This window comes from Crenobacter cavernae (assembly GCF_003355495.1).
Taxonomy (GTDB): Bacteria; Pseudomonadota; Gammaproteobacteria; order Burkholderiales; family Chromobacteriaceae; genus Crenobacter; species Crenobacter cavernae.
Genome location: NZ_CP031337.1, coordinates 2201942 through 2215506, shown reverse-complemented (window position 1 = coordinate 2215506; position 13565 = coordinate 2201942). Strand labels below are relative to the sequence as shown.

Annotated in this window: 15 protein-coding genes; 6 read left to right on the top strand and 9 right to left on the bottom strand. The window is 67.4% G+C overall.

The annotated features are described in order from the left end of the window. Positions 1-75: 75 nt before the first annotated feature. The 3 genes from DWG20_RS10755 to DWG20_RS10745 form a co-directional block, all read right to left on the bottom strand. Positions 76-288 carry a sigma factor-like helix-turn-helix DNA-binding protein gene (locus DWG20_RS10755; protein ID WP_115433811.1) on the bottom strand — a complete coding sequence of 71 codons (213 nt, stop codon included), beginning with the start codon at positions 286-288 and terminating at the stop codon, positions 76-78. Between the two features lie 131 nt (positions 289-419). Beyond that, a complete protein-coding gene (gene mmuM, locus DWG20_RS10750; protein WP_115433810.1) occupies positions 420-1382 on the bottom strand; it encodes a homocysteine S-methyltransferase in 963 nt (320 codons plus the stop codon). A gap of 99 nt (positions 1383-1481) precedes the next feature. Then, on the bottom strand, positions 1482-2366 hold the full coding sequence (locus DWG20_RS10745; RefSeq protein WP_115433809.1) for a LysR family transcriptional regulator: 885 nt from the start codon (positions 2364-2366) through the stop codon (positions 1482-1484). Between the two features lie 106 nt (positions 2367-2472). Here DWG20_RS10745 and DWG20_RS10740 point away from each other — a divergent pair, with 106 nt between their 5' ends. Beyond that, entirely contained in the window at positions 2473-3111 is a 639-nt protein-coding gene (locus DWG20_RS10740) for an NAD(P)-dependent oxidoreductase (RefSeq protein WP_115433808.1), read from the top strand. Positions 3112-3248: 137 nt separating this feature from the next. Here the strand turns inward: DWG20_RS10740 and DWG20_RS10735 are convergent, their stop codons facing one another. From DWG20_RS10735 to DWG20_RS10725, 3 genes are all read right to left on the bottom strand, one after another. Further along, entirely contained in the window at positions 3249-4145 is an 897-nt protein-coding gene (locus DWG20_RS10735; protein ID WP_147289950.1) for an acyltransferase family protein, read from the bottom strand. Then, positions 4127-4408, bottom strand: a complete 282-nt coding sequence (locus DWG20_RS16605; RefSeq protein ID WP_181880898.1) for an acyltransferase family protein — start codon at positions 4406-4408, stop codon at positions 4127-4129. The genes DWG20_RS10735 and DWG20_RS16605 overlap by 19 nt, the downstream gene beginning before the upstream one ends. A gap of 178 nt (positions 4409-4586) precedes the next feature. After that, on the bottom strand, positions 4587-5480 hold the full coding sequence (locus DWG20_RS10725) for a LysR substrate-binding domain-containing protein (RefSeq protein WP_115433805.1): 894 nt from the start codon (positions 5478-5480) through the stop codon (positions 4587-4589). Positions 5481-5590: 110 nt separating this feature from the next. On the opposite strand from DWG20_RS10725, the gene DWG20_RS10720 reads away from it, so the two are divergent. The 3 genes from DWG20_RS10720 to DWG20_RS10715 all read left to right on the top strand — a co-directional run bounded on the left by DWG20_RS10720 (position 5591) and on the right by DWG20_RS10715 (position 7608). After that, the gene (locus DWG20_RS10720) at positions 5591-6874 is read left to right on the top strand and encodes an MFS transporter (protein ID WP_115433804.1); all 1284 of its coding nucleotides are present in this window, start codon (positions 5591-5593) and stop codon (positions 6872-6874) included. 61 nt (positions 6875-6935) lie between these two features. Beyond that, positions 6936-7217 (top strand): hypothetical protein, encoded by a 282-nt coding sequence (locus tag DWG20_RS15965; protein WP_147289949.1) that lies wholly within the window; start codon positions 6936-6938, stop codon positions 7215-7217. Between the two features lie 94 nt (positions 7218-7311). Next, positions 7312-7608, top strand: a complete 297-nt coding sequence (locus tag DWG20_RS10715) for a GYD domain-containing protein (protein WP_115433803.1) — start codon at positions 7312-7314, stop codon at positions 7606-7608. A gap of 90 nt (positions 7609-7698) precedes the next feature. On the opposite strand, the gene speA is transcribed toward DWG20_RS10715, so the two are convergent. From speA to DWG20_RS16435, 3 genes are all read right to left on the bottom strand, one after another. Then, positions 7699-9579, bottom strand: coding sequence for an arginine decarboxylase (speA, locus tag DWG20_RS10710; protein WP_115433802.1), 1881 nt, complete (start codon positions 9577-9579; stop codon positions 7699-7701). Positions 9580-9953: 374 nt separating this feature from the next. After that, positions 9954-10640, bottom strand: coding sequence for a GGDEF domain-containing protein (locus DWG20_RS16440; protein WP_245944708.1), 687 nt, complete (start codon positions 10638-10640; stop codon positions 9954-9956). 14 nt (positions 10641-10654) lie between these two features. Then, positions 10655-11710, bottom strand: a complete 1056-nt coding sequence (locus tag DWG20_RS16435; protein ID WP_245944707.1) for an EAL domain-containing protein — start codon at positions 11708-11710, stop codon at positions 10655-10657. A gap of 196 nt (positions 11711-11906) precedes the next feature. On the opposite strand from DWG20_RS16435, the gene DWG20_RS10700 reads away from it, so the two are divergent. Further along, entirely contained in the window at positions 11907-12698 is a 792-nt protein-coding gene (locus tag DWG20_RS10700; RefSeq protein WP_115434791.1) for an alpha/beta fold hydrolase, read from the top strand. A gap of 70 nt (positions 12699-12768) precedes the next feature. Further along, positions 12769-13554, top strand: coding sequence for an enoyl-CoA hydratase-related protein (locus DWG20_RS10695; protein WP_115433801.1), 786 nt, complete (start codon positions 12769-12771; stop codon positions 13552-13554). Positions 13555-13565 lie beyond the last annotated feature (11 nt).

Here is a 13565-nt window from a genome sequence, read left to right as displayed (position 1 = left end):
GCGATCTGATCGCCCCCGGCTTTTACCCCCCCTTAACGACCCCCTTGAAAAACTCTCCGCCTGTCGCGCGCCCCCTCACAGCGGCAGGAACTTGGCCAGCGAATTGATTTCCTTGATCGCCTTGCGAAAGCGCGAATGCGCGCGCGACACCGTCGATTCGCTGAGGTCCATCTGCTTGGCCGCCGAATAGCCGGTCATCCCCTCGATTTCCATCAGCAAGACCGCCTCACGCGATTTTTTCTTCAGACCGATCAGGTCCGCGATGTGGTTGAAGTGGTCGATCGTCATGGTTCTGTCTCCCCGACTGCGCCTTGACCGCCGCCCGCGAAAAGCGGCGGGCGGCCTGGCGGAACTGTAAACCGTTATCGGACCGGTTTGATTCAGGATAGGGCGCTTGCCAAAAAAAGGCAGGTAATGGCTTACCCTCGCCCCGTGCCGGCGGCGGCCAGTTCGCGACGCCAAACCGACAGGGCGCGGATGTCGGCCGGTCCGGTGCGGCAGCAGCCGCCGATCAAGCGCGCGCCGGCGGCGAACCAGTCGTGCGCCAGCGCGGCGAAGTCGTCGGCCCGGCCGTGCCAGCACTTGTGCTCGGCGTCGTAGCGCTCGCCCGAGTTCGGGTAGGCGAGCAAGGGCTTGGTGCTGACCACGCTCGCGCGGCTTATCAGCTCGGCGACGTAGGCCGGCGCGGTGCAGTTCACTCCCACCGCGACCACCTGTTCGACGCCCGACAGCAGCGCCACCGCATCGGCGAACACGCCGCCGTCGGCGGTATGCGCGCCGTCGCGGCAGGTGAAGCTGACCCAGGCGCGCGCGTCGGTGAAGTCGTCGGAAAGCACGCGAGCCAGCGCCTCGGCCTCGAGCATGGACGGCAGCGTCTCGCACGCCAGCAGCTCGGGCCCGGCCGACAGCAGCGCGTCGAGGCGTGGCCGGTGGAAGTCCATCAGCTGCGACACGGTCAGGCCGTAGTCGCCGCGGTATTCCGAACCGTCGGCGAGCACCGCGCCGTACGGGCCTACCGACGCGGCGACCAGCGGTTTCACCCGCCCGGCGCGGTTGGCCTCGACCGCCCAGAAGCCGTCGCGCGCTTCTCTTGCGAGCCCTACCGACAGCCGCATCAGCCGCACGGCCTCGTACCGGTCCAGCCCGCGCGCGGCGAAACCTTGGAAGCTCGCCTGGTAGCTGGCGGTGATGGCGACGTCGGCGCCGGCGGCGTAGTAGTCGGCGTGCAGCCGGCGGATCGCGTCGGGGGATTCGATCAAGAGCTTGGCCGACCACAGCGGGTCGGCGAGGTCGGCGCCGCGGCGCTCGAGTTCGCTGGCGAGCGCGCCGTCGAGGATCATCAACGGCTGCTTATCGAGGATGGCGGCGATCGGATCGTGCATGGCGGGCTCCCTGCGCGGCGATGGTTTAGCGCGCTTACCGTTTCAAGCTTAGGCGGCCCGCCGGGCGGGCTCGGCCAACGTTGGCCGAATCGCGCGGATTCAGGCGCGCAAGCGCTCGCGCAGCGCGTCGATCGCGTAGCGCACCTTGGCCGGCTGCGCGTCGCGGCGCGGCGTGACCGCGTAGAGGCCGAGCGGGGCAAAGCGCCAGTCAGGCAACAGCCGCAACAGCCGGCCGGCCTCGAGCGCGCCGCGCACCTCGGGCTCGGGCTGGATCGCGACGCCGAGCCCGGCGTAGACGAATTCGCGCGCGGCGACGATGTTGTTGCTGACGATGCGCGGCTCGAGGCGCAAGGTCTCGGTCTCTCCGTGAGGCCCTTCGAGCGTCGCCCAGTTGGCGCGCCCCGCCTCGAGCGCGATCCACTGGTGCTGCGCGAGCTCGCGCGGGTGCGCCGGCGTGCCGTGGCGCGCGAGGTAGGCCGGCGCCGCGCACAGCACGCAGTCCCAGTCGGCCAGGTGGCGCGCGACGAGGCGCGAGTCGGCGAGCTGGCCGACGCGGATCGCCAGGTCGATACGGTTCTCGACCATGTCGATGGTCTCGTCGTGGAAAAACAGCCGCAAGGTCAGCTTCGGGTGCGCGGCGAGCAAGGGCGCGAGCGCGTCGGTCAACAGCGGGCCGGCGAAGCCGGTAGTCGCCGCGAGCCTGAGTTCGCCGACCGGCGCGTCGCGCAGCTCGGCCAACCTCTGCTCGGCCAGACGCGCCGCGGCGAGCATGTCGGCGCAGCCCTGGTAGAACAGCCGCCCGGCCTCGGTCAGCGTCAGCTTTCTCGTCGTGCGGTGCAAGAGCACCACGCCGTGCACGGCCTCGAGCTTCCTGACGTGCTGGCTGACCGCCGACGGCGTCATCGAAAGCTCGCGCGCCGCGGCGTTCATCGAGCCCTTGTCGACGACGGTGGCGAACACCGCCATGCGCTTCAGATCGTCCATATTGTGTAGCTGTACTTAACAATGATTACAGTCTAGCGCGGATTATCACGTGATTGCATAGGCGACACCATGGCGTCACTGAAATCAACCGCGAAAGGAAACCCCCATGAACATCGCCCTGATCGGCGCCACCGGTTTCATCGGTTCCGGCCTGCTGAAAGAAGCGCTGGCGCGCGGCCACGTGGTCACCGCGCTGGTCTCGCGCCCCGAAAGGTTGGCCGAGCACGCGAACGTCGCCGCGCTCAAGACCGACGTGCAGGACACGGCGGCGCTCGCCGAACAATTGAAAGGATTCGACGCGGTGCTCAGCGCCTTCAGCGGCCACGCCGAGGCCGACACCTACGACTACTACGTCGCCGGCGTGCGCTCGATCGTCGCCGCCGCCAAACAGGCCAGCGTGCCGCGCCTGCTGGTGGTCGGCGGCGCCGGCAGCCTCGAGGTCGCGCCCGGCGTGCAGGGGGTCGACACGCCGGACTTCCCCGAACAGTGGAAGGCGTCGGCGCTCGGCGCGCGCGAGGCGCTGAACCTGCTGCGCGAGGAAAAGGAGCTCGACTGGACGCTGCTGAGCCCGTCGGCGCTGATCGCGCCGGGCGAGCGCACCGGCACGTTCCGGCTCGGCACCAACCAATTGCTGATCGACGCCGATGGCAAGAGCGCGATCTCGGTAGAGGACTACGCGGTCGCGCTGATCGACGAGCTCGAAAAGCCGGCCCACCCGCGACAGCGCTTCACCGTCGGCTACTGAGCCCGAGCCGGGCTCGGCCAACGTTGTCGATGAAAAAAACGCCCGGTCGCAAGACCGGGCGTTTTGCTTTGCCAGGGCCTCATGCATCCGGCGGTATCGATAGCAGCCACCCTAACGCCATGCACGCGGCAGTCATCCTAAGTACGGGTATTGACCGGAAACGTCGGCCGAGCCTCGGCCAACTCTGGCGATCCGGCCGGCTGGTGCAGCAGCCTTTTCACCAAGCGGTTCGACCAGCGCACGCTCGTCTGGTCGACGTGGCGCGCGTAGGGGTGGGCGAGTGCGTAGATCACGACCACCGAGGAGACGAGGCCGACCATGCCGGCGGCGACGTAGCCGGCGCGCGGCAGCACGAAGTCGAACAGCCACGCGCCGAAGCTGGCGAGCACCAGCATGTGGACGAGGTAGGCGCCGAACGACAACTCGCCGAGCTTGACCAGCCACGGGTCCGAGAACCAGCGGCTGCAGCGCGGATGGTGCAGCACCGCGACCGCGAGCGACGCGCCGCCGATCGCGTTGAACAGGTACTCGCGCGACAGTTCTGCGCCGTTGAGACTCAGGTGCACGTCGTCGAACAGCGCGTGCAGGTGGTTGCCCTCGTTGAACGCGCTGGCGTAGATGCCGAGCGCGGCAAGCGCGACGGCGAGAGGCGTCGGCAGCGTCCACTCGTCGAGCGACAGCGCGACCCCCAACAGGAACAGCGCATACAAGAGGCCTTCGGACTCGGGCCGGCTGTAGACCAGCGCGGCGCCGAACAGCGCGAGAAAGCTGCGCCGGAAACGCAGCCAGGGCAGCACGCAGCACACCGCGAACACCAGCAAGGAGCCGTAGAGCTCGATCTTCATCGTCCACAGCGGCCAGTTGTAGCTCGAATCGGCGAGCAGGAACGCGCGCCACAGCCCCTCGGCCAGCGCGCCGGGCAGGGTAAAGTCGAAGTCGCCGTAAGCCTGGATCCAGCCCGACAGCGCACTGCGGTCGACGCCGAGGAAGTCGGTCGCGAACAGCGCGTAGCCCATCAGGCAGGACACGAGCACCGGCAGTAGCGCTTGACCAGCATCGAGGTCGCCGCGCGCGTGACGTCGGGTGCGGCGAGGATGCGCCGTGCGAGGATGTAGCCGGACAGCGCGAAGAAGATGCACACCGCGGCGGTGCCGGAATAGACGAAGGCCAAGGGCGAATCGTAGATCCACGCCTCCATCGGCGTCTTCATCTCGGGGCGTTCGCCCGAATGCAGGAAGGGGAAGAAGGTCAGCGCGCCGTGCGAGAGGATCACCATCAGCGCGGCCCAGCCGCGCAAGCCCTCGATGGCCAGAATCTTGCATACCGACCAATACCAAATCGAATCAGCGTCTTGCGACGAACCGGCGATGGTAGCGGCCCGCGCCGCCCGCGCAAACCGTTGTCGAGCCGCGCGGTGGCGCCGCTGACGAAAAAAGCTCGGCCAACCTTGCAAGGTTGGCCGAGCCGCTGCCGGCTCAGGCCTGGCCGAGCCTGGCGTCGAGCGTCGCGAGGAAGCCCGCCAAAAGCGGCGGCGCTTCTCCTTCGCGCGTCGCGACGCCGAGCGACACGTGGACATCGTCGGTAAGCGGCAGGTAGCGCACGCCGGCCAGCCGCACGCATTCGAGCGGCGCCGGCAAGAGCGCGACGCCGAGCCCGGCGGCGACCAGACCGATCTGCGTCGTCGCCTCGCGCGCCTCCTGGACGACCTGCGGCTCGAAGCCGGCGGCCAGGCACAGCCGGCGCACCAGGCGCCCGAGGCCGGTGCCGGCGTCGCGCGGGTAGGTGATGAACGGCTCGTCGCGCAGCGCGGCGAGCGACACCGAAGGCTCGGCGGCGAGCGGGTGGCGCGCGTTGATCACCAGCCTGAGCGCGTCGCGGCGGATCTCGCGCACGGAGAGGCCGGGCGGCGGCTCGATGCCGGTGAAGCGCACGAAGCCGACGTCGAGCCGGCCATTGGCCAGCGCGGCGAACTGGTCGGCGGTGAACGACTCGCGCAGCGTGAGCGTCACGTCCGGGTAGCGCTGCCGGTAGTCGTTGAGCACCGCCGGCAACAGGCTGGTGAACGGCAGCGACGACGTGAAACCGACCGACAGCTCGCCGACCTCGCCGCTCGCGGCGCGTCGCGCGTCGCGCGCGGCCGCGTCGGTCGCGGCGAGGATCTGCCGCGCGTGCGCCAAAAAGCGCTCGCCGGCCGGCGTGAGGCTGACGCGGCGCCGGTTGCGCTCGAACAGCAGCACGCCGAGCTCGGCCTCGAGCGCCTGGATCTGCTGGCTGAGCGGCGGCTGGCCGATGTGCAGCCTCTGGGCGGCGCGCGTGAAGTGCAGCTCCTCGGCCACCGCCACGAAGTAACGCAGGTGTCGCAGTTCCATTGATATTTTTAAAGTATCACAGAGGCCATAAATATCTATTGGACTGAATATTAGCGCTTTTTTACGATACGTCCATCGGCACTACCCGTGCGCCAACCCCGAGCAGTACCATGCCCAGCGCCCCCTCCGCACAGACCTGCGCCTACCCGGCGCTCAGCCCTGCCCCGCTGCAACGTCCGCCGCAACATGCCCCGGCCGCCCGCCACGTCGCAGGCAGCGTCGCCTACCGCCGCACCAGCGCGGCGATGTTCGTCGGCGGCTTCACCACCTTCGCGATGCTCTATGGCCTGCAACCGCTGATGCCGGTGTTTTCCGCCGAATTCGGCGCCAGCCCGGCCGCCGCCAGCGGCGTCGTGTCGGCCGCGACCGGCACCATGGCGGCGATGCTGATCCCGGCCAGCCTGCTGGCCGACCGCTACGGCCGCAAGCCGCTGATGAACGCGTCGCTGTTCGCCGGCGCCATCCTGATGCTCGCCGCCGCGTTCGCGCACGACTTCTCGCAGCTGGTTGGCTTGCGCGCGCTGATGGGCGTCGCGCTCGCCGGCCTGCCGGCGGTCGCGATGGCCTACCTTTCCGAAGAAATTGACCCGAAATCGCTCGGCCGCTCGATGGGCCTCTACATCGCCGGCAACGCCTTGGGCGGCATGAGCGGCCGGCTGATTGCGTCGCTGTTGGCCGACTGGCTGTCGTGGCGCTGGGCGGTCGGCGCGCTCGGCGGCTTCGGCCTCGTCGCCGCGCTGCTGTTCTGGCACAGCCTGCCCGCGTCGCAGCACTTTCGCGCGCGCCGCGTGCGGCTTTCGACGCTCTCTTCCGGTGTGAAGACGCACTTCGCCGACGCCGGCCTGCCGTGGCTGTTCCTGATCGGCTTCGTGCTGATGGGCTGCATGGTCAGCCTGTACAACTACCTCGGCTACCGACTCGGCAGCGCGCCGTTTAGCTTGAGCCACAGCGCGCAGGGCGCGGTGTTCGGCCTCTACGTGGTCGGCATGGCCGCGTCGGCGTGGGCCGGCCGGCTCGCCGACCGCTACGGCCGCCGCCACGTGCTGTGGTGGATGGTCGCGAATATGGCCGCCGGCCTGGCGCTGACCGTCGCGCCGACCTTGTGGGTGATCGTGCCCGGCATCGCGCTGTTCACCTTCGGCTTCTTCGGCGCGCACTCGGTCGCCAGCAGCTGGGTCGGCCGCCGCGTGACCGAGCACCGCGCGCTCGCCACCGCACTGTATCTGACCGCCTACTACCTCGGCTCGAGCGGGCTGGGCACCGTCTCGGGGCTGATGTGGGACGCGGGCGGCTGGTCAGGCGTCGCCGCGCTGCTGGGCGCGGGCCTCGCCGTCTGCCTCGCCGCCGCGCTGAAGCTGCGCACACTCGAACCCTTGCCGCACACCCAACCCTGACATTCGCGCGCCCCGCGACGGGCGCGCCCAACGCTTCTCCTCTCCTTCACGCACCTTCACGGTGCGTTTGCCCGAAGGCCATGCCGGCCGCTTCGTCGAGCGGGTCGGCGGGCGTTCGGCGCGACGCACCAGGCTGACGCCGACGGGTCCAGAAAGCCCAAGCACCACAGCGCCGGGCCAGTGGCAGATGAGCCGGCCCTACCCTTCCGTCGGCAACGGCCAGCCGGGCGTGACGCTGTCGATCGCGTTCGAAATCGAGGAAAGCCTGGTGGTGCTGTGTACCGATGTGGACTGGGAGCCAAGCGGAGAACAGCGATTGGCGCGCCGGAAGATCGTCACATAGCGGAGCCCGGTGTGGGTTCTATGCTGATAGCGCGGGCCGGCGCTCTGGCGCCGGCAAAGGCTCGCATCACCCCACCGATGGAAGGAGAACCAGCATGGCGACCTATATCGTTCTAGCCAACTTCACGGACCAGGGGGCTCGCAACGTCAAGGACACCACCAAGCGGGCGGCGCTGGTCAAGGAAGCGGCCAAAACCTATGGCATTGAAATGAAGGACATCTACTGGACGCTCGGCATGTACGACGTCGTCGTCACCTTCGAGGCCCCCGACGACGAATCGATGACGGCGCTCGGATTGACCCTGGCCGCGGCCGGCAACGTGAGGACGCAGACGCTGAAAGCCTTCTCGATGGCCGAGATGAACACCATCATCGGCAAGGCCGGGCTGTAGCCCCCACCGACACGGAGGCGCCTCCGTCGGATAGTTGGCCGAGCTCAAAGCTCGGCCAAGCTTTTTGCGTCTTTAGCTGGACGAAGAACGCTACACCGACAGGTAGGACGACTGCTTGAGGCCGCGGCAGAACTCGGCGAAGAAGGCGTTGCGCTCCTCGCTCGACAGCTGCGCCGAGCGCGCCTTCTCCTCGTAGCGGTTGAGGATCTCCTCGGGCGACAGGTGCACGTAGCGCAGCATGTCCTCGATCGTGTCGTGCTCCTCGATGCCGGAGAATTCGAGCCGACAGCCCTCGCGCACGTAGACGTTGACCGAGTCGGTGTCGCCGAACAGGTTGTGCATGTCGCCGAGGATCTCCTGGTAGGCGCCGACCAGGAAGGCCGCGATCAGGTACTCGCCGCCGGGCTTCACGTCATGCACCGGCATGCTGTTCTCGATGCTCTGACCGTCGACGTAGTGCTTGATCTTACCGTCCGAGTCGCAGGTCAGGTCCTGCAGCACCGCGCGGCGCGTCGGCTGCTCTTCGAGCCTATGGATCGGCATGATCGGCAGCACCTGGTCGATCGCCCAGGTGTCGGGCAGGCTCTGGAACACCGAAAAGTTGCAGAAATACTTGTCGGCGAGCTTGTCGGTCAGCTCGTCGTACACCTGGCGCTGGCTGCGCTGCGACGCCTGCACCTGGCTGTGCAGCTTGCGGCACAGCGCGGCGTACATCTGCTCGGCGAGCGCCTTCTCGGTCAGCGAAATCCGCCCTTCGGCGTACTGCTCGGCGACGTCGGCGACGTAGTGGCTCGCGCGGTAGTAGGTCTCGGTGACGGTCTCGGCATCGACGCCCTGCGTCAGCTCGAACAGCTTCTTCACCGGCACCGACAGCTGCTCGGCGTCGTCGATCTGCGGCAACGAATCGGGCAGGCGCTCGACGTCGGTGACGTTCATGATCAGCACCGCGTGGTGCGCGGTCATCGCGCGGCCCGATTCGGACAGAATCCGCGGGTGCGGGATGCCGGCCTCGTCGCAGAACTCGGCCAACATCGACACGATGGTCTGCGCGTATTCGCCCATGTCGTAGTTGATCGAGCTGGCGTTGCGCGAGTGCGTGCCGTCGTAGTCGACGCCGAGGCCGCCGCCGACGTCGACGTGGTCGACCGGCAGGCCGAGCGCGCGCAGTTCACCAAAGTAGCGGATCGCCTCGCGAAACCCCGCTCTATAGTCGGCGATATTCGATATCTGCGAGCCCATGTGGAAGTGCAACAGCCGCACGCAGTCGCCCATGCCGGCCTCGTCCAGACGCTGCGCGACCGACAAAAGCTGCGCGGCCGACAGGCCGAACTTGCCCTTCTCGCCGCCGGTGTCGGCCCACTTGCTCGACGCGAGCGACGACAGACGCACTCGCACGCCGACCTGCGGGCGCACCTTCAGGCGGTTCGCCTCCTCGATCACCAGCTCGACCTCGGACTCCTTCTCGATCACGATGAACACGTTGTGACCGAGCTTCTGGCCGATCAGCGCGAGCCTGATGAAATCGCGGTCCTTGTAGCCGTTGCACACCAGCGTGCCGCCCTTGGGCGCCAAGGCGAGCACCGCCATCAGCTCGGGCTTGGAGCCGGCTTCCAGCCCGATCGACACGTCGCGCGTCGCGATGATGTTCTTCACCACCGCCTCTTGCTGGTTGACCTTGATCGGATAGAGCGCGGTGTAACGGTTGCCGTAGCCCTGTTCTTCGATCGCAGCATCGAACGCGCGGCACAGCCGGGTCACGCGGTCCTGCAGGATGTCGGGGAAGCGCACCAGGAGCGGCAGGTCGAGGCCCTTGGCGGAGAGGCGGTGCACCAGGTCGTAGAGGTCGACGTCGCAGTCGTAGTCGACGTTGGGGCGCACGTGCAGCCGGCCGTCGTCGGCCACGTTGAAGTATCCGGAACCCCAGTGCCGGATGCCGTACAGGCTCCGGCTGTCAGCCACTGTCCAAGCCATCGTTTTTCCTTTTGAGAAACGGGTGCTCCTTAGTGCGCGGCAGGGACAAGGACTGTGCTGGCCTAGGATGTCGGAGCAAAAATCGAGCGCGGATTGTAGGAAGCGCACCCCCGCTTGACAAGCATAGACAGACGATAATTCGCCATGATTTTATTGCAGCACGGCAGGCGCGCCATTTTCCCTTTACGGAACATGCACTTGGCTTGAGAAAAGCGACGAAAAAAACTGCGCCGGCGGCGCACCGGACTGTTGCGAAAAGGTCGTTTTTCGTTTACGCAAATATGCGCCGCTTATTTATACAAATGCGACAATCTCGTTCTAATCGATTGTTTTTAAAAATATATCGAACCATCGCGTACCGATCTGCCGGTCTGCTACTCGACCGCGTACAGGCTGCTGCCGCTGTGCTTCTTCGCCTGATGCTTGGCGTCGGCCGCCGCCGAGGCGACCTCGTGGTGCGAAGGGAAGCGCCCCGCCCCGACCCTGAGCGCGCCGATCGACACGCCGGTCAGCGGGAAGAAAGCCACCTCGCCGCTGCGCCCGACCACCTCGAACCCGCCGGCCTCGCGATGCTCGCCGTGGAAGGAGTCCGGCACCGCCGCGTCGAAGGCGGCGATCGCGCCCTCGAGCCGCTCGCGCCAGTCCTGGCTCTGCAACAGCACGACGAAGTCGTCGCCGCCGACGTGGCCGACGAAGTCGCGCTCGGCGTCGGCGGTGTCGGTCAGCAGCCGGCCGACCAGTTCGATCAGCTCGTCGCCGGCCGAATAGCCGTACAGGTCGTTGAACGGCTTGAAGTGGTCGAGGTCGACGTAGGCGACCATGAACGGCTGCTCGGCCTCGATCAGCCGGTCTATCGTCTCGTTGATCGGCACGTTGCCCGGCAGGCCGGTCAGCGGGTTCGCGTAGCGCGCCGCCGAGATCTGCAGTTCGGTGATCTTGCGCATCAGCTCGTAGCCGGTGCCCATGCCGAGGTAACGCCCGTCTTCGGCGAGGATGAAACCGTCGACCAGGTAGCGCCGCTCGGCGGCGACGACGAGGCCGGACAGCTCGTGCAGGTTCATGTCGGCGGCGACGATCAGGGCTGCTTGTCCATCATCACGCGGCGCGGCTTCTTGCCGTAGAGCTCGCGGTTGAACGGCCGCGCGAAGCTCTCCAGCAGGTGATGACGGCGCAGCAAGCCGACCGGCACGTCATTCTCGAGCACCGGGATCGCGAACAACGCCGCGTCGTCGGCGAAGCGCCGGTACGCCTCCTCGGTCGGCGCATCGGCCGGCAACGGCGCGACCTCGACCAGGAGGTCGCGCGCGACCGGCTGCTGACGTTGGCCGAGCCTCGCGCGCCCGCTCTGCCAGGCGACGCCGTCGATCGACGCCTGCAGTTCGAGCGCCGGCACCGGACTCGGCCGCGCGATCAGATAGCCCTGGCCGTACTGCACGCCGAGACGGCGCAAGGTCCTGAGCTCGGCGACCGACTCGATCCCCTCGGCGACCAGCTTCGCGCCCGACTTGCGCGCGATGTCGACCAAAGACCTGACGAACTGCTCCTTCAGCGGGTCGTGGTGGATGTTCTGCACGAAGTGCTTGTCGAGCTTGACGAAGTCGGGCCGCAGTTCCGACCACAGCCTCAGGTTGGAAAAGCCCTCGCCCAGGTCGTCGAGCGCGATCAGGAAGCCGTCGTCGCGGTAGTGATCGGTCGCCTCGCGCAGCGCCTGGTAGGCGGCGTTCGGCTTGGTCTCGGTCAGCTCCATCACGACGCGCTCGGGCGATAAGCCCAGCAAGCCGACGAAGGCCAGCGTCTCGCCGCGCCGGTGCTCGGGCGCCAAGAGAGAATCGGGGCTGATGTTGAGGAACAGCCGGCCGGGCAGTTGCAGCTCGGTGAAGCGCTCTACCGTCACGCGGCGGCAAGCGCGGTCGAGCGCCAGGGTCAGCCTGCACTCGGCGGCACGGCTGAACAGCTTGACCGGCGAATGCAGGCTGCTGTTCGACGGGCCGCGGATCAGCCCCTCGTAACCGAGGATGCGGCCGGATTCGAGGTCGACGATGGGCTGGAACACCGGTGACAGCCTGCGCTCATGGATAATGAGTTCGAGTTCGGTACAGCGCGGCGTGGCGCCTGCGGCAAGATCGGTCATAAGGATAACGTTCGTCATAAGGCGACGAAACGATGTAACAAAATCGGATAAGCGACTGTAGCCCGGGCAGATGACCGTTTCTTGACATACCCTGCCGCCCTGTCGACACAAGGCGGCATTTTTTGCGCACCGATGCGCCCGGCGGGCATAAAACCGATCTATGCTGCAAGAAACGGCGGTAACTAAGGACAACATCATGCCTTTCGTGAGCGCGGGAACGCACCGGCTGTATTACGAGAGCAGCGGCCACGGCAAACGGCCGTTGTTGTTGATGAACGGCATCACCATGTCGACCGTGGCGTGGGCGCTGTTGCTGCCGCAACTCGAGGCGCACTACCAGGTGATCCGCCTCGACTTCCTCGGCCAGGGGCAGAGCGACAAGCCGGCGATCGACGCCTACCTGCTGGCCGACCAGGCCGACCACGCCGCCCACCTGCTCGACGTGCTGGGGCTGACCAAGGTCCACGTCGCCGGGCTGTCGTATGGGGGGATGGTCGCGCAGCACTTCGCGCGGCGCCACCCGGACAAGGTCGACCACCTGGTGCTCGCGGCTACGCTCGCTTGGTCCGACGACGCCAACAACCAGATCGCCGAGAGCTGGATCGCCGCGCACCAGCTGGGCGGACTCGATCTGCGCTTCACCGTCAGCCTGCCCTGGCTGTTCTCCAGCCGCTACCTGAGCCAGCACTACGCGCTGTTGCCCGAACTGAAGATCATGGCCGGCCTCGCCGACTGGCCTTCGGTGGTCCGCCTGATCAACGGCGTCCGGCTGCACGACGCGCGCACCTGGCTCGACAGCTTCACGATGCCGACGCGCGTGATCGTCGGCGACGAAGACCGGCTCACCCCGCTCTACCAGGCCGAACTGCTCGCGCGTGGCATTCCGCACGCCGACTTCGTGCGCCTGCCGTCCACCGGGCACGCGCTGCATCTGGAGGCGCCCGACCTCTTCGCGCGCGCGCTCGAGGCGTTCTGCCCGGCGCAATGAGCGGGGCTTGGCCGGACGATCGCTTTCGGCCAAGATATGACATCGACAACACATCCAAGGAGAGCCGCATATGGACGAGGTACGCCTTTCGGTCGACGCGCGCGGCGTGGCGACCGTCACCCTCAACCGTCCCGAGCTGCATAACGCGCTCGACGACGGCAGCGCTGACCTGTTGATCGCCACCTTCGAAACCCTGGCCGAAGACCCCACGGTACGCGTCGTCGTCCTCACCGGCAGCGGCATCAGCTTCTCGGCCGGCCACGACCACGAGGGGATGCGCCGCCTGGTGGATTCGGACGAGGCCGAACTCGTGCATCACGCGCGGCTGCTGTCGCGGCTGCTGGCGACGCTCGACACGCTGCCCAAGCCGACCGTCGCCCGTGTGCAGGGCTCGGCCTTCGGCCTCGGTGCGGCGCTCGTCGCCTGCTGCGACGTCGCGATCGCCACCTCGGAGGCGCTGTTCTCGTTCGCCGACGTGCGCCTCGGCGTGATCCCGGCGATCTCGGCGCCTTACGTGATGCGCGCGATCGGCGAGCGCGCCGCGCGCCGCTACTTCGTCACCGGCGAACGCTTCAACGCCGGCAAGGCCAAGCGGCTCGGCCTGATCCACCAGGACGTCGAACACGAAGAGCTCGACGCCACCATCCATTACCTCGTCGAACAACTGCTGCTGAACAGTCCGCAGGCGATGCGCGAAGTCAAGATCTTGGTGCGCGACCTGGCGCCTTTGCCGGTCGGCGAGCAAAGCACGGCGCTCGCCATCGAACGCATCGCACGAGTGTGCGCCAGCGCCGAAGGCCGCGAAGGCATCCGCGCCTTCCTCGAGCAGCGCAAGCCCGGCTGGGTCGCCGACTGACGCCAGCCCTT

Coding starts and splice junctions, on each gene's coding strand:
- DWG20_RS10755 (WP_115433811.1), bottom strand. CDS start 288: ATGACGATCGACCACTTCAACCACATCGCGGACCTGATCGGTCTGAAG.
- DWG20_RS16435 (WP_245944707.1), bottom strand. CDS start 11,710: ATGACCGATCTTGCCGCAGGCGCCACGCCGCGCTGTACCGAACTCGAA.
- DWG20_RS10720 (WP_115433804.1), top strand. CDS start 5,591: ATGCCCAGCGCCCCCTCCGCACAGACCTGCGCCTACCCGGCGCTCAGC.
- mmuM (WP_115433810.1), bottom strand. CDS start 1,382: ATGCACGATCCGATCGCCGCCATCCTCGATAAGCAGCCGTTGATGATC.
- DWG20_RS10700 (WP_115434791.1), top strand. CDS start 11,907: ATGCCTTTCGTGAGCGCGGGAACGCACCGGCTGTATTACGAGAGCAGC.
- DWG20_RS10745 (WP_115433809.1), bottom strand. CDS start 2,366: ATGGACGATCTGAAGCGCATGGCGGTGTTCGCCACCGTCGTCGACAAG.
- DWG20_RS10725 (WP_115433805.1), bottom strand. CDS start 5,480: ATGGAACTGCGACACCTGCGTTACTTCGTGGCGGTGGCCGAGGAGCTG.
- DWG20_RS10740 (WP_115433808.1), top strand. CDS start 2,473: ATGAACATCGCCCTGATCGGCGCCACCGGTTTCATCGGTTCCGGCCTG.
- DWG20_RS10695 (WP_115433801.1), top strand. CDS start 12,769: ATGGACGAGGTACGCCTTTCGGTCGACGCGCGCGGCGTGGCGACCGTC.
- DWG20_RS16440 (WP_245944708.1), bottom strand. CDS start 10,640: ATGAACCTGCACGAGCTGTCCGGCCTCGTCGTCGCCGCCGAGCGGCGC.
- speA (WP_115433802.1), bottom strand. CDS start 9,579: ATGGCTTGGACAGTGGCTGACAGCCGGAGCCTGTACGGCATCCGGCAC.
- DWG20_RS10715 (WP_115433803.1), top strand. CDS start 7,312: ATGGCGACCTATATCGTTCTAGCCAACTTCACGGACCAGGGGGCTCGC.